The organism is Citrobacter sp. wls708, from assembly GCF_005281255.1.
Taxonomy (GTDB): Bacteria; Pseudomonadota; Gammaproteobacteria; order Enterobacterales; family Enterobacteriaceae; genus Citrobacter; species Citrobacter werkmanii.
In genome coordinates this window covers 273,123-297,811 of record NZ_SZXE01000023.1, presented here as the reverse complement: position 1 = coordinate 297,811, position 24,689 = coordinate 273,123, and the positions used below count along the sequence as shown (strand labels likewise).

Here is a 24,689-nt window from a genome sequence, read left to right as displayed (position 1 = left end):
TATCTGGAGATGAACCATGAGTGAATCATTACATCTGACCCGTAATGGCCCGATCCTGGAAATTACCCTCGACCGACCTAAAGCCAATGCCATTGACGCCAAAACCAGCTTTGCAATGGGCCAGGCTTTTCTTAATTTCCGTGACGATCCGGAATTACGCGTAGCAATCATTACTGGCGGCGGGGAGAAATTCTTTTCTGCTGGCTGGGACTTAAAAGCGGCAGCGGAAGGTGAAGCGCCGGATGCCGATTTTGGTCCCGGCGGCTTTGCCGGTTTAACTGAAATATTTGATCTGGATAAGCCGGTCATCGCCGCGGTAAACGGCTATGCGTTTGGCGGCGGTTTTGAGCTGGCGCTGGCGGCGGACTTTATTGTCTGCGCGGAAAACGCCAGCTTCGCGCTACCGGAAGCCAAGCTCGGCATCGTGCCTGACAGCGGCGGCGTTTTGCGCCTGCCTAAGCTGTTGCCACCGGCTATCGTCAACGAAATGGTGATGACCGGTAGACGAATGAGCGCCGAAGAAGCGCTGCGTTGGGGGATCGTGAACCGCGTTGTCAGCCAGAGCGAACTGATGGATAGCGCGCGCGAACTGGCGCAACAACTGGTTAATAGCGCCCCGCTGGCGATCGCGGCGCTGAAAGAGATTTATCGTACGACCAGCGAAATGCCGGTAGAAGAAGGCTACCGCTACATCCGCAGCGGCGTACTGAAGCATTATCCGTCGGTACTGCATTCGGAAGATGCGCTCGAAGGACCGCAGGCATTTGCCGAAAAACGCGATCCGGTGTGGAAAGGTCGTTAATGTGACTATGCCGGATAAGGTGTTTACGCCGTCGTCCGGCAAAAAAACCGAGGTACAACCATGAGCTATTACGCCTTTGAAGGACTGATCCCGGTGGTACACCCGGACGCGTTTGTCCATCCCAGCGCCGTGCTGATTGGCGATGTCATCGTGGGTGCCGGTGTTTATATTGGCCCACTCGCGTCATTGCGTGGGGATTATGGGCGCCTGATCCTTAAGGCAGGATCTAATCTGCAGGATGGCTGCATTATGCATGGCTACTGCGATACCGATACCGTCGTGCATGAGAACGGCCATATCGGCCACGGCGCTATTTTGCATGGCTGCGTGGTGGGCCGGGACGCCCTGGTCGGCATGAACAGCGTGATTATGGACGGCGCAGTGATTGGCGAAGAGAGCATTGTCGCCGCCATGAGTTTCGTCAAAGCCGGATTTCAGGGTGAGGCAAGGCAACTGCTGGTGGGTTCACCCGCGCGAGTACTACGCCAGGTCACAGACCAGGAGCTGCACTGGAAACGCCTCAACACCAAAGAATATCAGGATCTTGCGGTCCGCTGTCGAACGGGACTATCTGAAACGAAGCCGTTAACCCAGGTCGAAAAAAACCGGCCGCGCCTGAAAGGCACGACGGACGTGAAGCCAAAATCAGCCCAATAATTGATGCCGGATGCGCTGACGCTTATCCGGCCTACGCGTCAATCCCCGTTAACGCTGCCATCAGGCAAACTAACCATTAGCGACGCATACTTTTTGACAGCATCATCTGCCATTTCTGCTCACGGTTGAGCTCTGTTGGGGGAACGGCAGACAGTCGTGGCGCTTTCGCCACACTCACTTTTCTTTCCTGCAAATTATGATTCAATCGGCGATAGAGATGAGAATCAATACTCACGACTTTCACCAGACGCTGGCACTGACAGCCTCGTCCTGCAATCTGGTTAGGGATCATCTTCACTTCACAAACAATTTCCCCCACTTCTGACAGAATATAGGAGAGCGTATTAATTGCTTTGCAGTGTTCAATATCAAATTGACGGGAAATCTCCTTGGCAGTGATCCATCGGTCCTCTGCCATCATCCAGTCAGCAATTAACAAATAAAGCGGTCTTTCAACATATTTTTCACACATAAGCACACCATTTCACAAATTAAAAATCTGGCTACGGCCTGTCCAAATTAATAAAAACTAAGCCATATTAAAATTGTGGATATAAAGATAGTATGCGACTTGAATGTTGATTAGTGTGAGCAATATCGTGCTTATTACATTGAAAATGTGGTTAAGGAAACGGACATCTCCAGGGATGACCTGATAGGGTAAAAAAAACGGCTCCTTCTCAGGAACCGTTTCAAATTTATATTGCAGATCCGATTAACGCAAATATCACCGGACCTTCTGTTTATTATTTATTGATCTGCGCGTGCATTTCCTGCACCGAGGTCACCTTCTCGGTGGCATCCGCATTCAGCGCCATAGCCGTTGCGAAACCGCCATTCAGGGTAGTGTCGTAATGCACTTTGTACTGCAAGGCGCTGCGGCGAATCAGCTTGGAGTCTTCAATCGCCTGACGACCTGCGGTGGTGTTGATAATGTAGGTATATTCGCCATTCTTGATACGGTCCTGAATGTGCGGACGACCTTCATGTACCTTGTTCACCAGACGCGGGTTGATACCGGCTTCACCCAGCACAATCGCGGTACCGTGAGTCGCATCCAGCTCGAAGCCCTGTTTTAGCAGCTTAGCGGCCAGGTCCACGACGCGCTCTTTGTCGCCTTCGCGAACCGAGAGCAGCGCACGGCCCTGTTTCTTCATCGTGGAGTTACTGCCCAGCTGTGCCTTGGCGAACGCTTCCGCGAAGGTACGGCCCACGCCCATCACTTCCCCGGTAGAGCGCATTTCTGGCCCTAACAGCGGGTCAACGCCCGGGAATTTGTTGAACGGCAGCACCACTTCTTTCACCGAGTAGTACGGCGGGATAATTTCTTTGGTCACGCCCTGCTCGGTCAGCGATTTGCCAGCCATCACGCGCGCCGCCACTTTCGCCAGCGGTACGCCGGTGGCTTTGGAGACGAACGGTACGGTACGCGCCGCACGCGGGTTGACTTCAATCAGGTAGACTTCGTTGTCTTTCACCGCAAACTGCACGTTCATCAGGCCGCGCACCTGCAGTTCGAAGGCCAGCTTCTGCACCTGCTGGCGCATCACATCCTGAATTTCCTTGCTCAGCGTGTAGGCTGGCAGAGAACAGGCGGAGTCGCCGGAGTGTACGCCCGCCTGCTCGATGTGCTCCATGATGCCGCCAATCAGCACCATTTCGCCGTCGCAGATGGCGTCAACGTCCACTTCGATGGCATCGTCGAGGAAGCGGTCCAGCAGCACCGGCGCGTCGTTGGAGACGCTAACCGCGGTCTGGAAGTAGCGACGCAGGTCGGCTTCGTCGTAGACGATTTCCATCGCGCGGCCGCCCAGTACGTAGGACGGGCGCACCACCAGCGGGTAGCCAATTTCTTTCGCCTTCTCAACCGCTTGTTCAATGGCGGTCACGGTGGCGTTGGCTGGCTGTTTCAGCTTCAGACGGTCAACCGCGTGCTGGAAGCGTTCACGGTCTTCCGCGCGGTCAATCGCGTCCGGGCTGGTACCGATAACCGGTACGCCTGCGGCTTCCAGTTCACGCGCCAGTTTCAGCGGGGTCTGGCCGCCGTACTGCACGATGACGCCTTTCGGCTTCTCGATGCGCACGATTTCCAGTACGTCCTCCAGCGTTACCGGCTCGAAGTACAGACGGTCGGAGGTGTCGTAGTCGGTAGAGACAGTTTCCGGGTTACAGTTGACCATGATGGTCTCGTAACCGTCTTCGCGCAGCGCCAGCGAGGCATGGACGCAGCAGTAGTCAAATTCGATACCCTGGCCGATACGGTTCGGGCCGCCGCCGAGGACCATGATTTTGTCGCGGTCGACGGATGGGTTAGATTCGCACTCTTCTTCATAGGTGGAGTACATGTAGGCGGTATCGGTGGCGAATTCCGCCGCGCAGGTATCCACGCGCTTGTAGACCGGGTGCAGGTTGTACTGGTCGCGCAGCTTGCGGATTTCCGCTTCGCGCACACCCGCCAGTTTTGCCAGACGCGCATCGGCGAAGCCTTTGCGCTTCAGGTGACGCAGGAAGTCAGCGTCGAGACCGTTGATGCCCACTTCCGCCACTTTCTCTTCCAGACGCACCAGCTCTTCAATCTGTACCAGGAACCAGCGGTCGATGTTGGTCAGGTTGAACACGCCGTCGACGGAGAGGCCCGCGCGGAAGGCATCGGCGATATACCAAATGCGCTCGGCGCCCGCGTCTTTCAGCTCGCGGCGGATTTTGGTCAGCGCTTCCGGGTCGTCGAGGCTCACTTTCGGGTCGAAACCGGTGGCGCCTACTTCCAGGCCGCGCAGCGCTTTCTGCAGGGATTCCTGCTGCGTACGGCCAATCGCCATCACTTCGCCGACGGATTTCATCTGGGTGGTCAGACGGTCGTTCGCACCGGCGAATTTCTCGAAGTTGAAGCGAGGAATCTTGGTGACAACGTAGTCGATAGACGGCTCGAAGGAGGCCGGAGTACGGCCACCGGTGATGTCGTTCATCAGTTCGTCGAGGGTGTAACCCACCGCCAGCTTGGCCGCCACTTTGGCAATCGGGAAGCCGGTGGCTTTCGACGCCAGCGCCGAGGAGCGGGAGACGCGCGGGTTCATTTCGATAACGATCAGACGACCATCTTTCGGGTTCACCGAGAACTGAACGTTGGAACCGCCGGTTTCTACGCCGATTTCACGCAGTACCGCCATCGAGGCGTTACGCATGATTTGGTATTCTTTGTCGGTCAGGGTCTGCGCCGGAGCAACAGTGATCGAGTCACCGGTGTGAATGCCCATCGCATCGAAGTTTTCGATAGAGCAGACGATGATGCAGTTGTCGTTCTTATCACGCACCACTTCCATCTCGTACTCTTTCCAGCCGATCAGGGATTCATCAATCAGCAGCTCGTTGGTTGGCGAGAGGTCCAGGCCGCGTTCGCAGATTTCTTCGAACTCTTCACGGTTGTAGGCGATACCGCCGCCGGTGCCGCCCATGGTGAAAGATGGACGGATGATGCACGGGAAGCCCACGTCAGCGGCAACCGCCAGCGCTTCTTCCATGGTGTGCGCGATACCGGAACGCGCGGTGTCGAGGCCGATTTTCTTCATCGCCACGTCGAAACGACGGCGGTCTTCTGCTTTATCAATCGCATCAGCGGTCGCACCAATCATGGTTACACCGAACTCTTCCAGCACGCCCTGACGCTCCAACTCCAGCGCGCAGTTCAGCGCGGTCTGGCCGCCCATGGTTGGCAGAACCGCATCCGGACGCTCTTTTTCGATGATTTTGCGTACCACTTCCCAGTTGATCGGCTCGATGTAGGTCGCATCGGCCATTTCCGGGTCGGTCATAATGGTTGCCGGGTTAGAGTTCACCAGAATAACGCGGTAACCCTCTTCGCGCAGCGCTTTACACGCCTGGGCACCGGAGTAGTCAAACTCACACGCCTGACCGATAACAATCGGGCCCGCGCCCAGAATCAGGATACTTTTTATGTCTGTACGTTTTGGCATGGCTTTTATTACTCCTGATTATTTCGCGGACTGACGGTATTGCTCAATAAGCTCGATAAAGTGGTCGAACAGCGGCGCCGCATCATGCGGGCCTGGGCTCGCCTCCGGGTGGCCCTGGAAGCTGAACGCCGGTTTATCGGTACGGTGAATCCCTTGCAGGGTACCGTCGAACAGGGACTTGTGGGTCACGCGCAGGTTGGCTGGCAGCGAGTCTTCATCCACCGCAAAGCCGTGGTTCTGCGCGGTAATCATCACCACATTCTTATCCATGTCTTTCACCGGGTGGTTACCACCGTGGTGACCAAACTTCATCTTGATGGTCTTCGCACCGCTCGCCAGCGCCAACAGTTGATGGCCGAGGCAGATGCCAAATACCGGAATATCGGTCTGGAGGAATTTCTCAATGGCTTCGATGGCGTAGTCGCACGGGGCCGGGTCACCTGGGCCGTTAGACAGGAAGATACCGTCCGGATTCATCTTCAGAACGTCTTCCGCAGAGGTTTTCGCCGGTACCACCGTCAGGCGGCAGCCGCGGTCCACCAGCATGCGCAGGATGTTGCGCTTGGCGCCAAAATCGTAGGCCACCACGTGAAACGGTAGCTCTTCTGCAGACTTCGCTTCCGGCAGGTCACCCGCCAGCGTCCAGCTACCCTGGGTCCAGCTGTAGGATTCAGCGGTGGTCACTTCTTTTGCCAGGTCCATCCCATTTAAGCCCGGGAACGCTTTGGCTTTTTCTAAGGCCAGCGCAGCATCCAGATTATCACCTGCAATGATGCAGCCGTTCTGAGCGCCCTTCTCGCGCAGCAGTCGCGTCAGCTTACGGGTATCGATATCGGCAATCGCCACAATATTATGGCGCTTGAGGTAAGAAGAGAGGTCTTCGGTGTTGCGGTAGTTACTGGCAATCAGCGGCAGGTCGCGGATGACCAGGCCTTGCGCATGTACCTGAGAAGATTCTGCATCGGCTTCATTGGTGCCGACATTACCGATATGAGGATAAGTAAGAGTGACGATTTGGCGGGAATAGGAAGGATCAGTGAGGATTTCTTGATAACCGGTCATTGAAGTATTGAAAACGACTTCCCCAACCGCCGAACCTGTTGCCCCTATGGCCCGACCGTGAAACTGGGTTCCGTCTTCCAGAACCAATAGCGCTGACTTAATCAAAACACCCTCCAGAGAATATTCACTCACTTTATTTGCATATTAATTCATTAACACCTCATGAATCAATGCAAATTTGCTTACCTATGGATTTCTGGCAAACGGCGGCATTCTAGAGATAGCCCACGTAAAAGTCTACCCAAAAGGGCAATTTTTATTATTATTTTACGCCACTGGGATAAATCACTCGATTTAACAGGCAAAAAGATCAGCTAACTCAGGGTAGAAAACGCTTGCGGTAGATAAAGAGTGTAAAAACGGGAGCAGCGAGAGAAAAAAGTGGACCACTTGGTCAAAATTTACATTCAGATAACAGGATGAAGCATAAAAACATATATAAACATCAGCTTAGATAAAAAATAAAACCAAAAGCCAAAAAATTAAAGGGCAATAAAATATTGCCCCATGTAATCAAATAATTATGATTACCATAACCACATCACGAAGGGTAATAAAATCTATAAACTGCGTAAATCAAGTACATCTTTCATATCAAAAAGACCATTTGATTTCGATTTTAGCCAAACCGCCGATCGCACTGCGCCATTGGCAAAAGTCATGCGGCTGGACGCTTTATGGGTGATTTCAATACGCTCGCCAATATCGGCAAACATCGCGGTATGTTCGCCGACAATGTCACCGGCGCGTACGGTCGCAAAACCAATAGTGCCCGGCACACGCTCGCCGGTATAACCTTCGCGCGAGTAGACAGCGCAGTCTTTCAGATCTTTATCCAACGCCCCAGCGATCGCCTCACCCATCGCCAGCGCGGTCCCCGATGGGGCGTCCACTTTGTGGCGGTGATGCGCTTCGATAATCTCAATATCGGTGTAGTCCCCCATCACTTTTGCTGCTTTCTCAAGCAGTTTCAGCATGACGTTAACGCCGACGCTAAAATTCGCAGCGAAGACGATAGCAATCTCCTGCGCGGCATCGCGAATAGCCTGTTTACCGGCATCATCGAACCCGGTGGTACCAATCACCATTCCCTTACCGTGCTGGCGGCAAAACGCCAGATGCGTCAGCGTACCTTCCGGTCGCGTGAAATCGATGAAAACATCGAAATCATCTTTCACCGCCTCAAGGCTGCTTTGTACGGTAACACCCGTTTTCCCGGCTCCCGCCAACTCTCCGGCATCGCTTCCCAGTAAGGAAGAGCCTTCGCGCTCCAGCGCCGCGCCAAGCTGTACGCCATCCATGCCAAGTGTGGCCTGAATTAACTGACGCCCCATGCGTCCTCCGGCTCCCGCGATGGCAACGCGGATTTGTGCATCATGCATAGCTATTCTCTTTTGTTAATTTTGCGTAAATCGTTTTCAGAGTAACCAGCGCATCGCTGCGCCGCCAGCCGAAAACGTCGATAATTAGAATTTAATGATAAACAGGCAGAGATATCAGTAAAAGGCATGACGATCAGCAAAAACCACATGATTCTCTGACTACCAGCGCTGGCGGCAGGATAATACGTTTCGGCGGTTCGTCATTTCCCTGAATACGGCTATAGAGCAGCTCTCCGGCCTTACGACCGATCTCTTTTGCCGCCACCGACACGGTGGTAAGCGCAGGTTGTACCAGCGCCGCTTCGGTGATGTCATCAAACCCCACCAGCGCAAAATCCCGCCCAGGTTCCCGCCCCATTTTACGTAGCGCCTGCATGACCCCAAGCGCAACAATATCCTGATAACATACGGCGGCGGTAATTTGCGGGTAACGCAGAAGAAGAGACTCCGCTACTTTTGCGCCATCAATTTGGCTGGCCTGCGTAGCCACGATCCATTCTGGATTCGGCGATATTCCATGCTCCAGCAATGTGCTGGTGAAACCACCGATACGCTGTGTCCGACTGCCGGAACCAGGCGTCCCCCCAATAAACGCAATATTCTTGTGCCCCATTTTGACTAAATGGGTGGTGGCCATTTGCGTACCGAGAAAGTTATCGGTTCCGACAAAATCAAAATCAGGATCGCTTAGGGGACGGACGACCATAATGGCGGGAATATTGCGCCTTTTCAGCGCTTCAAAAAAGGATGACGGCGTCTCGCGCGCCGCGCAGAGCACCATGCCGCAAGCATTATTGCGCATCAACGAGTCGACAAATTTTTGCTGCCGTTCTCCTGACTCTTCGCTATTTGCCAGAAACAACAACAGGTCATGTCGTTCCATCTCATGGCTTAGCCCTGCAGTCATCTCGCCGTAAAAAGGGTTGGTGATATCGTGGAGCAACAATCCAACCTGATTACTGCTCCGGTTACGCAGATTAGCGGCGGTTTGATTATATACATAGCCAGCATCATCCAGCGCTTTAAGCACCCGTTCGCGTGTAGCCTGAGAAATTCGCCCCCGGTTACGCAATACCATCGACACGGTCGCCGTGGAGACTCCCGCGCGCTCAGCTACCTGCGCCAACGTGACTGTGGTCATACCTGCTCCTGATTTTTATCGAAGGTTAATCGAATAACCGAAATATTGCCTTTATACGTGTGATTCACATCACGCTAACGCGCTTTTCACCGCTTTTGATTCTGAATATGCCGGGTTAATCGCGTTAACCACACTATGAAAATAAGGTTAATCGATTAATCTTAAATTAGCCAACACGGAGAAAGAAAATGACGACAACCTATAATAAATTCCCTGAGGTTAACGTTCAGGGCTACGACGAGCACGCCTGGCAGGGTTGGGCGGCGATCCATTCTGTGCTTAACACCAGGGTTTCTGCAGCAGCCAAAACCGTATTGATCGTGGATTGCTATCCGGGCGTGCGGCTTGAAGAACTGGAACAACAGCTTGTCACGACGTTAGATACCGCGCTGGTGCTGAATATTGAATCCGCCCGCAGAGATGAGCAGGCTCTGCATGAGTTACTGGCGCGAAACCTTACCGACGATCGCGTATTCGGCGTCCTTTCCTGCCATCACCTGAATGAGTTTTTTGATAGTGACAAGCTCAGTCAGCTCCGCCAACAGATTGATGCCGTTGCCGAAGGTCTGGTCGTGGTGTACGGACCCGGCGCGACGCTGGCACACCCGGGTGACGTACTGGTTTATGCCGATCTTCCGCGTTGGGAAATTCAACAGCGTATGCGCCATGACGGGTTGGGGAACTGGGGGGCGAAAAACCAGGATGAAGATATTCTTCGTCGGTACAAACGCGCTTTCTTCATTGAATGGCGAGTCTTCGACCGGCACAAAACGCCGTTACTCAAACGCACCGATTATTTGCTTGATACCACTGTAGAAAATCATCCCGCAATGGTCAGCGGCGACGCGTTGCGCGCCGGTTTGCAACAAACGACTAAACAACCGTTTCGCGTTGCCCCTTTCTTCGACCCAGGCGTTTGGGGTGGGCAATGGATGAAACAACACTTCGATCTCGATCCCTCAGCCCCCAATTACGCGTGGTGTTTTGATTGCGTGCCCGAGGAAAACAGCCTGTTACTGCGTTTTGGCAACGTGCGGATCGAGATCCCCTCTCAGGATCTGGTGCTAACCTATCCCCGCCCCCTGCTGGGCGAGAAAGTTCACGCACGTTTTGGTGCGGAATTCCCGATTCGTTTTGACTTCCTTGATACCATTGGCGGCCAGAATTTGAGCTTTCAGGTTCATCCGCTCACTGAGTACATTCAGCAACAGTTTGGTATGCACTATACCCAGGATGAGAGCTATTACATTCTCGAAGCCGAGCCGGACGCCGTGGTGTATCTCGGCACTAAAACCGGGATCGCGCCACAGGACATGCTCGACGAGCTCCGAGCCGCGGGCCGTGGTGAAAAAACCTTTGATGATACGCGGTTCGTTAATCAGATCCCTGCGCATAAACACGATCACTTTCTGATCCCCGCAGGAACCGTCCACTGCTCGGGTGCAGGAACCATGGTGCTGGAGATCAGCGCAACGCCCTATATCTTCACCTTTAAACTGTGGGATTGGGGACGTTTAGGGCTAGACGGCTTACCGCGCCCGGTCCATCTGGATCACGGTCAGCAGGTGATTGACTGGCAGCGTGACACGCAATGGGTACATGACAACCTGGTCAACCGTATTGAACCTATCGCCGAAGGGGAAGGTTGGCGGGAAGAAAGAACCGGAATGCACGAGCGCGAGTTTATTGAAACGCGCCGCCATTGGTTTACGGCACCGGTCACACACCATACCCATGGCGGCGTAAACGTCCTGAACCTGGTCGAAGGTGCGCAGGCCGTTGTTGAAAGCCCGAGCGGCGCATTTGCCCCGTTTGTCGTCAACTATGCAGAAACCTTTATTATCCCGGCCGCCGTTGGAGAGTACCGCATTTCGCCGTTTGGCAAGGGTATCGGCCAACAGCTTGCCACGATTAAAGCCTGGGTTAGAGGATAAGCGCATGATTAACGTTATTGTTGCCACCCATGGTCCCCTGGCAGAAGCGCTTCTCGCCAGCGGTCGCATGGTTTACGGAGAATTACCGCATGTTTACCCCGTCACGCTGAGTGAACAGGCGGGTATCGAAGGGTTTAAACAGACGTTCTCTCATGTTCTCGCAAGTGCCGGGAAAGACGCTGACGGCGTTCTGGTGCTATGTGACATGCAAAGCGGTACGCCGTGGAATGTCGCCTGCCACCATGCGTTTTCTGCACAAACGGTTCCTCCCGTTGCCGTTGTCGCGGGTGTCAACTTCCCGATGCTGTTACAAAGCGAGGAGATCTGCCATTTAACGGATGTTCACGCCGCAGCCGTCGAGCTGTTGGCGTTGACGGTACCTACGCTGATTAAAGCCGCCCCGGTTTTATCCGTTCAGTCCGACGATTTTTAAAGGAAACCACTATGAGTATTTCTTTTGTACGTATCGATGACCGCGTAATCCATGGGCAGCTCGTGACACGTTGGGCCAAAGAGCTGCCCTGTGACGGAATTGTCGCGATAGACGACGCCGTCGCGGCCGACCCTCTGCTCTCTTCGGTGATGAAAGGCGCCGTGCAGGACACAAAAGTCTGGTTGTTTGATACCGCCACCGCGATTGAAAAACTGCCGAAAGTCATTGCCAGCGAGAAGCGTTATTTCGTCATTGGTAAATCGCCCGTCACGCTAAAACGCATTGAAGAAGCTGGCATCAGCCTGAAAAATGCCAACGGCAAGATTAATGTAGGTCCGATGAGCGCCCGTGCCGATACCACTACCATCGGCCCAAATCAGTCGGTGAATGGCGAGGAAATAGCCGCCTTTGACTGGTTAACGCAACATGGGCACCTGGTAGAGTTTCGCCTGGTCCCTGACGCCAGTTGCTACAGCTGGCAGGACGCACGTCAGAAGCTGAAATAAGGAGCGCACGATGATTATCGAAGCTACGTTGATTGGCATACTTTGCTATCTCGGCGCCCTCAGCAGCCCCTGGATGCTGGGACTGACTGGCGGCTGGTATCTGATCACCCGTCCGCTGATTTCCGGAATGTTGGTCGGGATTATCCTTGGCGACATTAAAACCGGGATCATGATTGGCGTCGCGGTTCAGGCGGTCTATATCGCGATGGTAACGCCCGGCGGCTCCATGCCGGCTGACCTCAACTTTGTTGCTTACCCGGCAATTGCTTTAGGGATCCTTTCGGGAAAAGGCCCAGAGGTGGCGGTCGCGCTGGCGGCAACCATCGGTATTGCCGGGACCATTTTATTTAACGCGATGATGGTACTGAACTCCTTCTGGAATCACCGGGCCGACGTGGCGCTGGAACGGGGCGATGAACGCGGCATTTACCTGAACAGCGCTATCTGGCCGCAGGTGACAAACTTTGTCCTGCGTTTTGTACCAACCTTCATTGCGGTCTACTTTGGAGCGCAGTACATCAGCGGTTTCATGGACAGTTTACCGAAAATTGTCCTGTCGACGATGAACGTACTGGGCGGCATTTTACCCGCCGTCGGGATCGCGATTTTGCTTAAGCAGATCATCAAAAACTACACCATGCTGATCTACTTTCTCGTCGGTTTTGTCTGCATCGTCTTTTTAAAACTCAACATGGTCGCGCTGGTGATCGTCGGTTCGCTGTTGGCGTTGATCCATTACAACTACAAACCAGAACCGCCACAGACTACGCATGCACAGTCGGTCGTTGATGATGAGGATGAATTCTGATGGAAGAACGTACACTTACGCGTAAAGATCTTCGCCGCTGCTGGCGTGCATGGATGATGCACAACTTGTCATCCATGAGCTTTGAACGTCTGGAATCTTTTGGCTTTTGCCTGAGTATGCTCCCGGTGGCGAAAAAGCTCTATCCCGACGCCGCCCAACGTACTGAAATGCTGCGCCGTCACGCCTCGTTTTATAATACGGAGCCGCAGATAGGCGCGATCGTAAATGGCATGGTGCTGGGGCTGGAAGAGAAAAAAGCGAACGGTGAGCCGATCGATGGGGAAACGATCAATACCCTGAAGGTTGGACTGATGGGCCCTATAGCCGGGATCGGCGATTCGATGATCCCGGGCATGCTGATCCCAATCCTGCTCAGTATCGGTATGGCCCTGGCGGCTGGCGGTAACATTCTGGGACCGCTGTTTTATACCGTCGCCTGGCTGGCAATCATTATTCCTGGCTCATGGTTTTTGTTCCTCAAAGGCTACAAAATGGGGTCCGGTTCGGTGGAAATGCTGGTGAGCAGTAAATCTGCCCGCCTGCGTGAAGCGTTATCATTGTTGGGTGTGTTTGTTATGGGTGGCGTAGCGGCGAGCTACGTTAAACTTGGCACCGGGCTGGAATTTATCACCAAGGATGGGGTAAATATTCATGTGCAACAGATGCTGGACGGAATCTTCCCGCAGCTATTGCCGCTGATTGTTGTATTGGGCACCTGGTATCTGATGGCCAAGCGTGGTGTGTCGCCAGTAAAAGCGATGATTTTACTGTTGATACTGGCGGCGCTCGGCGTTGCGACAGGCCTGTTTGCAGGGTAGTGCCTGTCATTTGCCGGATGGCGCATACGCTTATCCGGCCTACTGTACTGTACCGAGTTTTTCAGTTTGTAGGCCAGGCAAAACCAGTACCGGGGCTATGGCCCCGGCTCTTTATGGATGGAAGTTTTGCCACAACTCAGCACATTTATCCGGGCGTGAGATAAATTGAAAACGCGCCGGGTCCTCGATAAATTGCTGGTAAACAGGGGCGGAAGTAATCGAGAATTCCGTATATTGTCGGGGCGTAACGGCGTGTAATCTTCCGGGAATGTACCGCGAATTATGCTGCCAGATAACATGGTTGCCCTGTAATAACGGGTACCACGCCAACCCTTTATGCGCACGAACGGCCTCGTACTCAAAACCATATTCACGATCGCACCACGCGCCAAAAGTTAACGGTACATTCGGGTCTGCGGATATAGTCGCATGCCCCCAACCGGGCGGAACCAGCACTTTTTCACCGGGGCCGGCAATCACAGCAAAACAACGCCCGGGATCGTCCTCGACATACTCCTGCATATAGATTATTGCTTTTCCCTGCCAGATTTCGTAAAGCTCCGGCGGGGACCAGCCGCTGTGCTGGCTGATACGATGAATATGCCCCTGGCTACGCACCGGCTCTTCCCCCAACTGCCCCGCCGCATAAGTCACCACGCCAAACAACAACATCCGCTTTTTCAGCTCTTCGCGATCCTGCATTCGTGCCACATCCATTGCAATGGCATACACTTCTTCCGGCCCGTCACAATGCGGATCGCGCAGTGAGGGGCGAATGTGATCGAGTCGGCGAATCTCCGGCATCGGCCCTGTGACCTCATCCCCATAGCTAAAGCCAAGCGGATGGTGATGAACCCTCATATCCAGGCCGTAAGAATGTGCTAAATCAGCCATTCTGTACCTCCTTCGCCTGAATCGTCTTATTTTCCTCAAAGACTCTTATTCTGAACCCCCTGGACAGCGCCGCATAATCATGGCCTGCAATCCCAGGCCATACGGCGAGCGCCGACAGAATTTCTTCCCCAGTATTAATTAACCGGTGTGCGGTAAAGCCGGGGATAATGTGGACGGATCCGGCAAATACCTTTTCCAGTCGCGCCTCGCCCTGCTCAGGTTGCAACAGCAGTAAACCCGTGCCGCGCAGACCAAAATAAACCTCACCCTGTTCGCGACGCGCATGGAAATGCCCACGGGTCATAAAATACTCGCTGCCGATCCGGCCAGGATAAAGATGGGTAACGCCGGTGTAGAGTTCGCCTTCTGCGGGGGACGAATCCAGCATCTCAACATCATATACGACCTGCTCGCCTGACAGTTGCTGGCGGGCCTTTTCATCGGCAAAAACGTCAGTAAGATCCTGAATGCGGGTGGATTTACGCAATAATGGGCCATCGGCTAATGCGCCGCTTGCCCACGCCACCTGCGGTGGCTGGATAAAAGAAAGGTTCATATGTGTCTCCGGCCCGAGGAGAACAACAGAATAAGATTAGCAGATTAATCGATTAACCTGCTAATTCTGTCTGCATATTGCGGGCCGGATCACAGCCTCAAGGCGCCAGCGCCAGCACCTCTGCCACCCACTGCTGGAACCCCTCAACGTCAAGATCCAGTGCAACCTGGGCATTTGCCGGATGCCCCAAACGCCCTTCAATATCCACCACCGTGGTACCCGAGGTATATTCCCCCTGAGTTTCCACCGCCACGAAGCACGGCTGCAGAGTAAAGAGTTCCGGGCGCACCAGCCAGGCAATCGCGCACAGATCATGCATCCGCAGTCCTGTATTCATACTGCCGCTGCGGTAATGGCTAAATAGTGCGTGCAGCATGCTGCCGGTCTTATTGAGCGCGGGAAGCGTCGCCAGATACTCCGGCGTCAGCATGGCCTGATTAGTGACATCCAGCCCACACATCACGATCTCCAGCCCGCTCTGGAAAACTTTCGCGGCGGCCTCGGGATCGATAGCAATATTAAATTCGGCATTTGGCGTAAAGTTCCCGCGCCCGGCTGAGCCGCCCATAATCACCAGACGGTGAATATTGAATATGCATTCAGGATAATGGGTCAGCAGCAGCGCAATGTTGGTCAGCGGACCAATCGCCACCAGCGTCACGGGCTGTGGGGCATGCATCAGCGCATCGCGAATCGCCTGGAAGGCAGGTTTTGCCATTACCTGACGGTCATGTTCGACAAATTCATACCCCTCCATACCGGACTCACCGTGGACGGAAGCGGCGTCACGCAGCGGTCGCACCAGCGGCATTGATGCCCCTTGCGCCAGCGGAATATCCGCGCTCCAGAAGTGCAGCAGTTGCAACGCATTACGGGTGGTTTTTTCCACCGAAACATTGCCTGCTACCGTGGTCATGAGTTGCAGATCCAGCTCAGGGGCAAACAGCGCGGCGGCAATAGCGGCGGCATCATCAATGCCGGGATCGGTATCAAGAATGATCGGTAAGCGCATGGTTTCTCCATAAAAAATGCCAGACGTTAAGTCTGGCATCTTCTCATAATCGTATCGTGAAAGACTTACTCTACTTCACGAACATCCACACGCAGCTCTTTGGGCACTTCGAAAACAATATTTTCTTCACGGCCTTCCAGTGGGATAGCCTCTCCACCGCCAAGTTCCTGCAGGCGAGCGATCACGTTTTGCACCAGGATATCCGGCGCCGAGGCTCCGGCCGTCACGCCTACGCACTTAGCGTCTTTTACCCACGCTTCCTGGATGTCGGTCGCATCGTCAATCAAATACGCCGCTTTCCCCATTCGCTGGGCCAGTTCAGCCAGACGGTTAGAGTTAGAGGAGTTTTTCGAGCCGACCACCAGCACCACATCAGCCTGTTCCGCCAGCGCGCGAACCGCTTCCTGACGGTTGGTGGTGGCATAACAGATATCGTCTTTGCGCGGCCCGACAATTTTCGGGAAGCGTTGGCGCAGCGCGTCAATGACGTCAGAAGTGTCGTCAACGGAAAGCGTGGTCTGTGTCATGAAGGACAATTTACCTTCATTCTTCACGGTCAGTTTCAGTACATCTTCCGGTGATTCAACCAGATACATCCCCCCCTGTGGGTTACTGTACTGGCCCATTGTGCCTTCGACTTCCGGGTGCCCGGCGTGACCAATCAGAATTGACTCTTCACCGCGACGGCTGGCGCGCGCCACTTCCATATGCACTTTGGTGACTAACGGACAGGTGGCGTCGAAAACCGTGAGATCACGACCTTTGGCTTCGTTACGTACCGCCTGAGAGACACCGTGGGCGGAGAAGATCAGGATCGCGCCGTCAGGCACTTCACTGATTTGCTCAATAAAAATAGCGCCGCGCTCGCGCAGGCTATCCACCACATAGCGGTTATGCACCACCTCATGACGGACATAAATCGGCGCGCCATAAATAGCCAGCGCGTTTTCTACAATGCTGATAGCGCGGTCTACGCCAGCGCAAAAACCGCGCGGGTTAGCCAACAGGATCTGCATTTTACGCCTCCAGTACTGGTTCGACTTCCAGCACTTCAATATCAAAATGAACGGTATGCCCGGCCAGCGGATGGTTGAAATCAACCGTGATCGAGTCACCGTTGATTTCACGAATCACGCCAGGCATCTCACTGCCGTCCATTGCGGTAAAGAGCATGATAGCGCCAATTTCTGGCTCGCCCGCGTCCATAAATTCCCGACGCGAGAAATACTGAATCAAGTCCGGGCTTGGCACGCCAAAGGCGGCATCCGGCTCCAGGGAAAAAGTGGTTTTATCACCCTCTTTTAGCCCCAGCAGGTGTTGTTCCAGTCCTTCAGACAGAGAACCATCGCCCAGGCGAAACAGCGCAGGCTTGCCGTTATTGCGGGTTGACTCTGCGGTGGAGCCATCGTCGAGCTTAAGGGTGAAGTGCACCAGCACCGCACTGTTACTCTGTACTGATTTAGACATGCAGGTTGCTCTTTAAAATTGCTGCCGCCTGTTTGCCCGGTGGCGCTACGCTTACCGGGCCTACAAGGTTCGCGATAGATTGTAAGCCGGATTAGCATAGCGCCATCCGGCATTTTTTTATGCGGCTTTTTTCTCTTTCGACGGTAAGAAGCCTTCGAGAACAATCAATGCCGCGCCGATACAGATTGCCGTATCAGCCAGATTGAATGTCGCGAAATGCCAGTCGCCAACGTAAAAGTCAATCATATCAACCACGAAGCCGTGCCACAGGCGATCGAACAGATTGCCCAGCGCACCGCCAATGATTAACGCATACGCGATGTTGTTCAGCTTCTGCGTCGCCTTCGAGCGATACATCATCACCATCAGGATGACGCAGATACCAATAGCGATACCGGCAAAAAACCAACGTTGCCAGCCGCCGCTGTCGGCTAAGAAGCTAAACGCCGCGCCATAGTTTCGCGCGTAGTGCAGATTAAGCGACGGGAACAGCGATACCGTATCCCCCAGAGCAAAATTCTGGAGGATCAGGTACTTGCTGCCTAAATCGATAATCAGCACGACTACCACCAGCCACAGCCAGCGTAGCCCTGTTGAACAAAGAGGCTTACTCATCAGGCAAACTTACGTTGTTCGCCATCACCGGCGATGTTGCTGACACAGCGTCCGCAGATATCTGCATGTTCCGCCACCTGGCCGACGTCGGTAGTGTAATGCCAGCAGCGCGGGCACTTCTCACCTTCGGCTTTGCTCAGTACGATTTTCAGACCTTTGAGCAATTCGCTCTGCTGAGCATCAGCTGGCGCCTCGGCAAACTCCGCAACGCTCGCACCAGAGGTCAGCAGCACAAAGCGCAACTCTTCGCCGAGCGCGGTCAATTTCGCCGCCAGTTCGGGTTCAGCGTACAGGGTGACTGCCGCTTCCAGAGAACCACCGACTTTCTTATCCGCACGCGCCTGCTCGATAACCTTGTTCACTTCGCCGCGTACTTTCAGCAGTTCGTCCCAGAAGGTATCGTTCATCGCTTCGGTTTCACCTAAGCCAAACAGGCCTTCGTACCATTCACCGGTAAAGACGTATTTTTCACGTTCGCCCGGCAGGTAACCCCAGATTTCATCCGCGGTGAAGGACATGATCGGCGCCATCCAGCGAACCAGCGCTTCTGCGATATGGAACAGCGCAGTCTGGCAGCTACGACGCGCCCGGCTTTCCGCTTTCGCGGTGTACTGGCGGTCTTTGATGATGTCGAGATAGAACGAACCCATTTCGACGGAGCAGAAACGCATCAGGCGCTGCACTACTTCGTGGAAGTCATAGGCTTCGTAAGCTTTCAGGATCTCTTCCTGTGCCGCTTGCGCACAGCCAACAGCCCACCTGTCCAGCACCACCATCTCTTCCGGTTTCACCATGTCTTTTACCGGATCGAACCCGTTCAGGTTCGCCAGCAGGAAGCGTGCGGTGTTACGGATACGACGATAGCTGTCGGCAGCACGTTTCAGAATTTCGTCAGAAACCGCCATTTCACCGGTGTAGTCGGTAGACGCCACCCACAGACGCAAAATATCCGCGCCGAGTTTGTTCATCACGTCCTGCGGAGAAACGGTGTTACCGATAGACTTGGACATCTTACGGCCCTGACCATCCACGGTGAAACCGTGAGTCAGTACCTGGCGATACGGCGCTTTGCCTTTCATCGCGGTGGAGATCATCAGAGATGACATGAACCAGCCACGGTGCTGGTCAGAGCCTTCCAGATACATATCCGCTGCGTGACCGGCAAATTCAGGACGCACGTCTACGACAGATGAGTGGGTGGAACCAGAGTCAAACCAAACGTCCAGCGTATCCGGGACTTTGACATATTGGTCAGCTTCGTCGCCGAGGATATCTTTCGGATCGAGATCCCACCACGCCTGGATGCCGTCAATTTCAACGCGTTTAGCCACTTCTTCCATCAGTTCGATAGCGCGCGGATGCAACTCTTCGGTGTCTTTGTGAACGAACAGAGACATCGGCACACCCCACGTACGCTGACGGGAGATACACCAGTCAGGACGGTTGGCAACCATGGATTCGATACGCGCCTGGCCCCAGTCAGGGATCCACTGCACGCCTTTGATCTCTTTCAGGGACTGCGCGCGCAGGCCTTTCTGATCCATGCTCACGAACCACTGCGGGGTCGCCCGGAAGATGATCGGCGTTTTGTGGCGCCAGCAGCACGGATAGCTATGCTGCATCTTCTCGACGTGCAGCAACGCGCCTTTTTCGCTCAGCAGAGCGACAACAATATCGTTGGCTTTAAAGACGTTCACACCGTCCAAGGTCGGGTAGGTGCCCGCCAGATAAGCGCCGTCCGGACCCACCGGGTTCGCCACTTCCAGACCGTATTTTTGACCGATGACATAGTCGTCCGGGCCGTGGCCAGGCGCGGTATGTACCGCCCCGGTACCTGCATCCAGCGTGACGTGATCGCCCAGAATCGCCGGTACGTCAAAACCCATAAACGGATGGGTAAAACGCAGCAGTTCCAGCTCAGCGCCTTTAACGGTGCCCAGAATGGTGTAGTCAGCCGCGCCAATGCGCTGCATGACGCTTTCAACCAGATCTTTCGCCAGAATCACGGCCTGGCCGTCGATCTGCACCAGCGCATAGTCAAAATCAGGCGCCAGGGAGATCGCGCGGTTCGCCGGCAGCGTCCACGGGGTGGTGGTCCAGATAACCAGCGAGATCGGGCCGTTAACGTCAGAAACGGCAAATTTCGCTTTCACCGCGTCCTGATCGGCGGCGTGGAACGCCACGTCGATGGACGGGGAGGTTTTGTCATAATACTCAACTTCCGCTTCCGCCAGCGCGGAACGGCAGTCAACGCACCAGTGCACCGGCTTCGCACCCTTATGCAGGTGACCGTTGCCGATGATTTTACCCAGCGCGCGAATGATGTTGGCTTCGGTTTTGAAGTCCATGGTCAGGTACGGATGCGACCAATCGCCCAGCACGCCAAGACGGATAAAGTCTTTACGCTGACCGTCAACCTGTGTAGCAGCGTATTCACGGCATTTAGCGCGGAACTCAGCGGCGGTGAACTTCTCGCCCGGTTTGCCATATTCCTGCTCTACTTTCAACTCGATCGGCAGACCGTGGCAGTCCCAGCCCGGAACGTAAGGCGAGTCATAGCCCGTGAGTCCTTTGGACTTCACGATAATGTCTTTCAGAATCTTGTTAACCGAGTGACCAATATGAATGCTGCCATTCGCATAAGGAGGGCCATCATGCAGAATGAAGGTTTTTTTGCCTTTTTTGGCCGCACGAATGATGCCGTACAGGTCATCATCAGTCCAACGCGCCAGCATTCCCGGTTCACGCTTGGCGAGATCGCCGCGCATCGGGAACCCTGTTTCCGGCAAATTCAGGGTTGATTTATAGTCACTCATCAGATTCTCGGTTCCGTATTTAAAACTCGTATAGGCATTAAGCCGGTTTTGTTAGCCCAAAAAAATCGCGGGCAGTCAACTCATCACGCGCAATCTGCGCTTTTAGTTCATCCAGCGAAGCAAATCGCTGCTCGCTGCGAATTTTTTTACGCAGCACTACATCTATATGGCGACCATAGAGGTCCATTACAACGTCCAGTAGATGCACTTCCAACTGCTGACGTACGCCGGCTACCGTCGGGCGGGTGCCGATGTTGGCAACACCGGGAAAAGGTTTGTCACCCAGCCCCATAACTTCAACCGCATAAACCCCTTTCACCGGAGAAACCTGGCGACGAAGCGGTAAGTTTGCCGTCGGAAAGCCAATGGTGCGTCCTAACTCGTCACCATGCACCACCCGTCCTGAGATGGTAAAAGGGTGCCCAAGCAGGCTTTCGGCCAACTGCAGGTTATCTTCAGCCAGCGCCTGACGTACCGCGGTGCTGCTGATACGAACACCGCCTTCACAGAAGGTTTGGGTACTGGTGATATCAAAACCATACTCAGCACCCGCTTCCTGTAATAACAAGAAATCGCCCGCACGGCTAGCGCCAAAGCGGAAATCATCGCCCACGGCAAGAAATTGTACACCAAGGCGCTTAACCAGCAGATCGCTGATAAAAGTCTGCGCCGTTAATGCCGCGAAGCGCCTGTCAAAACGCACGCACAATACGTAATCTACGCCACACTCCGCCAGATAACGCAGTTTTTCTCGCAGGCGAGTAAGGCGCGCAGGTGATTTGTCCGTTGCAAACAGCTCTAATGGCTGTGGCTCGAAAATCATCACCATCACCGGCAAATTGCGTTTGCGCCCTTCTTCCCGTAAGCCCTGCAGCAACGCACGGTGACCACGGTGCACGCCGTCGAAATTACCAATAGTCAGCACACACCCATGCGGGGCCTGGCTGAGATTATGTATGCCTCGTATCAGCTTCATGTCTGGCTCAAAACAGTGAAAATCGTGAAAGTATACCCTGTACCGCGGTCAAGGTTAACCGGCGATTGTTTCTCCGAAACAGAAAGAGGATGGTTTTCATTGTTATGAAACAAATTGCAGACCTTAACGGGCAATCCAATGCAATTTTTCTCGTGGAAAAGCTGTATTCACGCCACGCAAGCTGGTAGAATCCTGCGCCATCACTACGCAACGAGTGCTGCAATTTAAACGGCGCTTATTTGCACAAATCCATTGACAAAAGAAGGCTAAAAGGGCATATTCCTCGGCCTTTGAATTGTCCATATAGAACACATTTGGGAGTTGGACCTTGGCTAATATCAAATCAGCTAAGAAGCGCGCCGTTCAGTCTGAAAAGGCCCGCAAGCACAACGCTAGCCGTCGCTCTATGATGCGTACTTTCATCAAGAAAGTATACGCAGCTATCGAAGCTGGCGACAAAGCTACTGCACTGAAAGCATTTAACGAAATGCAACCACTCGTGGACCGTCAGGCTGCTAAAGGTCTGATCCACAAAAACAAAGCTGCACGTCATAAAGCAAACCTGACTGCACAGATCAACAAACTGGCTTAATCGCCTGCTTGTTGTCGCTTTGTGAAAAAACCCGCGCAAGCGGGTTTTTTTATGGCTGTCATTTGTTCATTGGCGTAAAGAGCGCCGAGTAGTCCGCATTACAAATACGCTGCACCGCCGGATGCTGGATCATTCTTTCCGCAAATATAGCGTGATACTCCTCCATCACATTCTCCACGCGCCCAATCTCCACAATTGAATCGTCGGCATAGAAGTTGTTCGAATAGAGCGTCGGGGCAACGAAAATAGCGTTATGCGTTGCACCAAAAGCTTTCATCAGTGCTGCGTCATCAAATTCGCCGAGGATTTCAACATTCAAGCCTTGTGAGTTAATCCAGTTCAACAGCTTACGACCGAGCATCGAACGACGTCCAGGGATCAGCAATCGGCGCTCTTCCAGACAGGCCGGAAACGGCTTCTCAGGCAAAGGCTGGGTGCACCAAAAACTTACGCCGCATTCGCCTATGCGCACCGAGAACAACCCTTCCTGTTGCGTAGAATCAATCGGACAGTCAGAGATAATCATATCCAGCTTATGCTGACTGAGTTGATCCAGCAGCATCTCGTGCGTTGATTCAAAACAGCGCAGATGGATTTGTTCATCTTCCACCACCGCGGCATTCAACACACGGCTGACCAGCTGTTTGGATAGCGCATCCGCCACGCCGACATCAAACAGCAAGTTAGACTCTTTGCGGTAGTTCACGATATCCAGCATTTCCTGGCTTAACGTGAACATTTTATCCGCATAACGAAAGACTAACTCGCCTAACTCGCTTGGCTCCAGCCCACGCCCCTTCCGCTTGAACAACTTTCCTTGTAAACGTTCTTCAAGCGCTTTGATCTGCCCGGTTATGGTCTGCGGTGTCAGATAAAGCGCTTCTGCTGCACCAACCACCGAACCTTCTTTATAGACATGCCAAAAGTAATACAGGTGGTTGTAATTTATGTGAGACATACTCTCTCCCTGAAAATTGTCACGAAAGGGTTATCCTGTCAGGCGGATGCGTTTAACCGGGTGCGTAACCAGCAGTAACCAATTACCGCCGACAGCAAGGAGCCAATCAGGATCCCCAGTTTCGCCCAGTTAATCAGCCCAGGATCGACATTACCAAACGCCAGGCTGGCGATGAAAATCGACATCGTAAAGCCAATACCGCACAGAATCCCGACCGCCATGATCTGCTGGAAATTCGTTCCTTCAGGTAATTGCGCCAGCTTTAAGCGTAACGCCAGCCAGCAAAACAGGCTGATACCCAGCGGTTTACCAATCAACAGACCTGCAATAATCCCCAGCGGTAATACGGAGGTCAGCCCATCAATGGTGACACCCTGCAGTGAAACACCCGCGTTAGCGAAGGCAAACAGCGGCAGGATCAGGTATGCCACCCACGGATGCAAAACATGCTCCAGACGCTTTGCCGGTGAACGTCCGTGTTTTTCCTTTAACGGAATGAAGAAACCGACGATCACGCCCGCCAGCGTCGCATGCACGCCGGACTTCAGGACTGCCGTCCACAGCACCACGCCCACCAGAATATAAATCCCGGTACGTCTCACGCCACACAGATTCAAGGCCGCCAGGACGAGAATGGCACACGCGGCAACGCCCAGCGACAGCAGCGAGAGATCGCTGGTGTAGAACAGCGCGATGATCACGATAGCGCCAAGATCATCGATAATCGCCAAAGCCATGAGGAAGATTTTCAGCGCCAACGGAACACGACTGCCCAACAGTGCCAGCACGCCTAATGCAAAAGCGATATCCGTTGCAGCCGGGATCGCCCACCCTTCACGGGTAATAGGGTCAGCATAGTTGAATGCCAGATACAGCAGCGCCGGGACAATCATCCCCCCGATAGCGGCAATGATCGGAAATGCCGCCTGACGCAGACTGGCCAGCGAGCCTTGCATTAACTCGCGTTTTACCTCCAGACCAATCAACAAGAAGAACACCGCCATCAACGCGTCGTTGATCCACAGCAGCATATTTTTGTTGATCTCAAGCGCGCCAACCCGCAGTTGAACGGGCGTTTCCAGAAAGGCATGGTACCATCCACTGGTGACCCCGATATTTGCCATCAACATAGCGATGACGGCTGCGATGATCAGGATGATGCCCCCCGAGGCGTCACTACTAAAAAAACGATGCAGATGTTTCACTTTTATTCTCTCTATTGGGTGAATACTTCGTAAATACTATCTTACACCCTCAAAAAGCTCGTTAAAATTAGATTATTCATGATA

Annotated in this window: 24 protein-coding genes; 8 read left to right on the top strand and 16 right to left on the bottom strand. The window is 53.7% G+C overall.

Annotated features, from left to right (window positions below; all coding sequences use genetic code 11):
- Positions 1-16: 16 nt before the first annotated feature.
- Together caiD and caiE are read left to right on the top strand one after the other, a co-directional pair.
- Positions 17-802, top strand: coding sequence for a crotonobetainyl-CoA hydratase (caiD, locus tag FDW97_RS17005; RefSeq protein ID WP_121528569.1), 786 nt, complete (start codon positions 17-19; stop codon positions 800-802).
- A 60-nt stretch (positions 803-862) separates the two neighbouring features.
- Positions 863-1,459 (top strand): carnitine operon protein CaiE, encoded by a 597-nt coding sequence (gene caiE, locus FDW97_RS17000; protein ID WP_069324082.1) that lies wholly within the window; start codon positions 863-865, stop codon positions 1,457-1,459.
- A 76-nt stretch (positions 1,460-1,535) separates the two neighbouring features.
- Here caiE and caiF read toward each other — a convergent pair whose 3' ends face one another.
- The 5 genes from caiF to FDW97_RS16975 all read right to left on the bottom strand — a co-directional run bounded on the left by caiF (position 1,536) and on the right by FDW97_RS16975 (position 9,015).
- On the bottom strand, positions 1,536-1,931 hold the full coding sequence (gene caiF, locus FDW97_RS16995; RefSeq protein WP_038637093.1) for a carnitine metabolism transcriptional regulator CaiF: 396 nt from the start codon (positions 1,929-1,931) through the stop codon (positions 1,536-1,538).
- A gap of 274 nt (positions 1,932-2,205) precedes the next feature.
- Positions 2,206-5,430, bottom strand: a complete 3,225-nt coding sequence (carB, locus tag FDW97_RS16990; RefSeq protein ID WP_038637091.1) for a carbamoyl-phosphate synthase large subunit — start codon at positions 5,428-5,430, stop codon at positions 2,206-2,208.
- An 18-nt stretch (positions 5,431-5,448) separates the two neighbouring features.
- Positions 5,449-6,597, bottom strand: coding sequence for a glutamine-hydrolyzing carbamoyl-phosphate synthase small subunit (gene carA / locus FDW97_RS16985; RefSeq protein ID WP_121528568.1), 1,149 nt, complete (start codon positions 6,595-6,597; stop codon positions 5,449-5,451).
- A 455-nt stretch (positions 6,598-7,052) separates the two neighbouring features.
- The gene (gene dapB / locus FDW97_RS16980) at positions 7,053-7,874 is read right to left on the bottom strand and encodes a 4-hydroxy-tetrahydrodipicolinate reductase (protein ID WP_038637087.1); all 822 of its coding nucleotides are present in this window, start codon (positions 7,872-7,874) and stop codon (positions 7,053-7,055) included.
- Between the two features lie 133 nt (positions 7,875-8,007).
- Positions 8,008-9,015 carry a LacI family DNA-binding transcriptional regulator gene (locus FDW97_RS16975; RefSeq protein ID WP_085048335.1) on the bottom strand — a complete coding sequence of 336 codons (1,008 nt, stop codon included), beginning with the start codon at positions 9,013-9,015 and terminating at the stop codon, positions 8,008-8,010.
- A gap of 188 nt (positions 9,016-9,203) precedes the next feature.
- On the opposite strand from FDW97_RS16975, the gene FDW97_RS16970 reads away from it, so the two are divergent.
- From FDW97_RS16970 to FDW97_RS16950, 5 genes are read left to right on the top strand one after another with little or no spacing between them, the layout of a single operon-like run.
- Positions 9,204-10,949, top strand: a complete 1,746-nt coding sequence (locus tag FDW97_RS16970) for a class I mannose-6-phosphate isomerase (RefSeq protein WP_137351365.1) — start codon at positions 9,204-9,206, stop codon at positions 10,947-10,949.
- Positions 10,950-10,953: 4 nt separating this feature from the next.
- The gene (locus FDW97_RS16965) at positions 10,954-11,382 is read left to right on the top strand and encodes a PTS sugar transporter subunit IIA (protein WP_085048337.1); all 429 of its coding nucleotides are present in this window, start codon (positions 10,954-10,956) and stop codon (positions 11,380-11,382) included.
- A gap of 11 nt (positions 11,383-11,393) precedes the next feature.
- Positions 11,394-11,888 carry a PTS sugar transporter subunit IIB gene (locus FDW97_RS16960; protein WP_042312435.1) on the top strand — a complete coding sequence of 165 codons (495 nt, stop codon included), beginning with the start codon at positions 11,394-11,396 and terminating at the stop codon, positions 11,886-11,888.
- A 10-nt stretch (positions 11,889-11,898) separates the two neighbouring features.
- On the top strand, positions 11,899-12,696 hold the full coding sequence (locus tag FDW97_RS16955) for a PTS sugar transporter subunit IIC (RefSeq protein WP_085048338.1): 798 nt from the start codon (positions 11,899-11,901) through the stop codon (positions 12,694-12,696).
- The gene (locus tag FDW97_RS16950) at positions 12,696-13,514 is read left to right on the top strand and encodes a PTS system mannose/fructose/sorbose family transporter subunit IID (RefSeq protein WP_016151643.1); all 819 of its coding nucleotides are present in this window, start codon (positions 12,696-12,698) and stop codon (positions 13,512-13,514) included. Before FDW97_RS16955 ends, FDW97_RS16950 begins: the two co-directional genes overlap by 1 nt.
- 111 nt (positions 13,515-13,625) lie before the next feature.
- Here FDW97_RS16950 and FDW97_RS16945 read toward each other — a convergent pair whose 3' ends face one another.
- The 9 genes from FDW97_RS16945 to FDW97_RS23660 all read right to left on the bottom strand — a co-directional run bounded on the left by FDW97_RS16945 (position 13,626) and on the right by FDW97_RS23660 (position 22,073).
- Entirely contained in the window at positions 13,626-14,408 is a 783-nt protein-coding gene (locus FDW97_RS16945) for a glucose-6-phosphate isomerase family protein (RefSeq protein WP_085048339.1), read from the bottom strand.
- Entirely contained in the window at positions 14,401-14,964 is a 564-nt protein-coding gene (locus tag FDW97_RS16940) for a glucose-6-phosphate isomerase family protein (RefSeq protein ID WP_085048340.1), read from the bottom strand. The genes FDW97_RS16945 and FDW97_RS16940 overlap by 8 nt, the downstream gene beginning before the upstream one ends.
- 97 nt (positions 14,965-15,061) lie before the next feature.
- Complete coding sequence (rihC, locus tag FDW97_RS16935) at positions 15,062-15,976, bottom strand: ribonucleoside hydrolase RihC (protein WP_137346821.1); 915 nt, start codon at positions 15,974-15,976, stop codon at positions 15,062-15,064.
- 65 nt (positions 15,977-16,041) lie between these two features.
- Complete coding sequence (gene ispH, locus FDW97_RS16930) at positions 16,042-16,992, bottom strand: 4-hydroxy-3-methylbut-2-enyl diphosphate reductase (RefSeq protein WP_038637079.1); 951 nt, start codon at positions 16,990-16,992, stop codon at positions 16,042-16,044.
- A gap of 1 nt (position 16,993) precedes the next feature.
- On the bottom strand, positions 16,994-17,443 hold the full coding sequence (fkpB, locus tag FDW97_RS16925) for an FKBP-type peptidyl-prolyl cis-trans isomerase (protein ID WP_038637078.1): 450 nt from the start codon (positions 17,441-17,443) through the stop codon (positions 16,994-16,996).
- A gap of 117 nt (positions 17,444-17,560) precedes the next feature.
- Positions 17,561-18,058: a signal peptidase II gene (lspA, locus tag FDW97_RS16920; RefSeq protein WP_003018932.1), complete on the bottom strand. Its 498-nt coding sequence runs from the start codon at positions 18,056-18,058 to the stop codon at positions 17,561-17,563.
- Entirely contained in the window at positions 18,058-20,874 is a 2,817-nt protein-coding gene (ileS, locus tag FDW97_RS16915) for an isoleucine--tRNA ligase (RefSeq protein ID WP_069324086.1), read from the bottom strand. Before ileS ends, lspA begins: the two co-directional genes overlap by 1 nt.
- Before the next feature lie 37 nt (positions 20,875-20,911).
- Positions 20,912-21,850, bottom strand: coding sequence for a bifunctional riboflavin kinase/FAD synthetase (gene ribF / locus FDW97_RS16910; protein WP_038637072.1), 939 nt, complete (start codon positions 21,848-21,850; stop codon positions 20,912-20,914).
- A 7-nt stretch (positions 21,851-21,857) separates the two neighbouring features.
- Positions 21,858-22,073, bottom strand: a complete 216-nt coding sequence (locus FDW97_RS23660) for a DUF2575 family protein (RefSeq protein WP_071888087.1) — start codon at positions 22,071-22,073, stop codon at positions 21,858-21,860.
- Between the two features lie 105 nt (positions 22,074-22,178).
- Here FDW97_RS23660 and rpsT point away from each other — a divergent pair, with 105 nt between their 5' ends.
- Positions 22,179-22,442, top strand: a complete 264-nt coding sequence (rpsT, locus tag FDW97_RS16900) for a 30S ribosomal protein S20 (protein ID WP_038637070.1) — start codon at positions 22,179-22,181, stop codon at positions 22,440-22,442.
- A gap of 58 nt (positions 22,443-22,500) precedes the next feature.
- Here the strand turns inward: rpsT and nhaR are convergent, their stop codons facing one another.
- Positions 22,501-23,400, bottom strand: coding sequence for a transcriptional activator NhaR (gene nhaR / locus FDW97_RS16895; RefSeq protein ID WP_038637068.1), 900 nt, complete (start codon positions 23,398-23,400; stop codon positions 22,501-22,503).
- A 38-nt stretch (positions 23,401-23,438) separates the two neighbouring features.
- Positions 23,439-24,605 (bottom strand): Na+/H+ antiporter NhaA, encoded by a 1,167-nt coding sequence (gene nhaA, locus FDW97_RS16890; protein WP_069324087.1) that lies wholly within the window; start codon positions 24,603-24,605, stop codon positions 23,439-23,441.
- Between the last annotated feature and the right edge of the window lie 84 nt (positions 24,606-24,689).

What these genes read in the sequence shown, in the direction of transcription:
- caiD (WP_121528569.1), top strand. Translation starts at nt 17, where the DNA reads ATGAGTGAATCATTACATCTGACCCGTAATGGCCCGATCCTGGAAATT.
- caiE (WP_069324082.1), top strand. Translation starts at nt 863, where the DNA reads ATGAGCTATTACGCCTTTGAAGGACTGATCCCGGTGGTACACCCGGAC.
- caiF (WP_038637093.1), bottom strand. Translation starts at nt 1,931, where the DNA reads ATGTGTGAAAAATATGTTGAAAGACCGCTTTATTTGTTAATTGCTGAC.
- carB (WP_038637091.1), bottom strand. Translation starts at nt 5,430, where the DNA reads ATGCCAAAACGTACAGACATAAAAAGTATCCTGATTCTGGGCGCGGGC.
- dapB (WP_038637087.1), bottom strand. Translation starts at nt 7,874, where the DNA reads ATGCATGATGCACAAATCCGCGTTGCCATCGCGGGAGCCGGAGGACGC.
- FDW97_RS16975 (WP_085048335.1), bottom strand. Translation starts at nt 9,015, where the DNA reads ATGACCACAGTCACGTTGGCGCAGGTAGCTGAGCGCGCGGGAGTCTCC.
- FDW97_RS16970 (WP_137351365.1), top strand. Translation starts at nt 9,204, where the DNA reads ATGACGACAACCTATAATAAATTCCCTGAGGTTAACGTTCAGGGCTAC.
- FDW97_RS16965 (WP_085048337.1), top strand. Translation starts at nt 10,954, where the DNA reads ATGATTAACGTTATTGTTGCCACCCATGGTCCCCTGGCAGAAGCGCTT.
- FDW97_RS16960 (WP_042312435.1), top strand. Translation starts at nt 11,394, where the DNA reads ATGAGTATTTCTTTTGTACGTATCGATGACCGCGTAATCCATGGGCAG.
- FDW97_RS16955 (WP_085048338.1), top strand. Translation starts at nt 11,899, where the DNA reads ATGATTATCGAAGCTACGTTGATTGGCATACTTTGCTATCTCGGCGCC.
- FDW97_RS16950 (WP_016151643.1), top strand. Translation starts at nt 12,696, where the DNA reads ATGGAAGAACGTACACTTACGCGTAAAGATCTTCGCCGCTGCTGGCGT.
- FDW97_RS16945 (WP_085048339.1), bottom strand. Translation starts at nt 14,408, where the DNA reads ATGGCTGATTTAGCACATTCTTACGGCCTGGATATGAGGGTTCATCAC.
- FDW97_RS16940 (WP_085048340.1), bottom strand. Translation starts at nt 14,964, where the DNA reads ATGAACCTTTCTTTTATCCAGCCACCGCAGGTGGCGTGGGCAAGCGGC.
- rihC (WP_137346821.1), bottom strand. Translation starts at nt 15,976, where the DNA reads ATGCGCTTACCGATCATTCTTGATACCGATCCCGGCATTGATGATGCC.
- ispH (WP_038637079.1), bottom strand. Translation starts at nt 16,992, where the DNA reads ATGCAGATCCTGTTGGCTAACCCGCGCGGTTTTTGCGCTGGCGTAGAC.
- fkpB (WP_038637078.1), bottom strand. Translation starts at nt 17,443, where the DNA reads ATGTCTAAATCAGTACAGAGTAACAGTGCGGTGCTGGTGCACTTCACC.
- lspA (WP_003018932.1), bottom strand. Translation starts at nt 18,058, where the DNA reads ATGAGTAAGCCTCTTTGTTCAACAGGGCTACGCTGGCTGTGGCTGGTG.
- ileS (WP_069324086.1), bottom strand. Translation starts at nt 20,874, where the DNA reads ATGAGTGACTATAAATCAACCCTGAATTTGCCGGAAACAGGGTTCCCG.
- ribF (WP_038637072.1), bottom strand. Translation starts at nt 21,850, where the DNA reads ATGAAGCTGATACGAGGCATACATAATCTCAGCCAGGCCCCGCATGGG.
- nhaR (WP_038637068.1), bottom strand. Translation starts at nt 23,400, where the DNA reads ATGTCTCACATAAATTACAACCACCTGTATTACTTTTGGCATGTCTAT.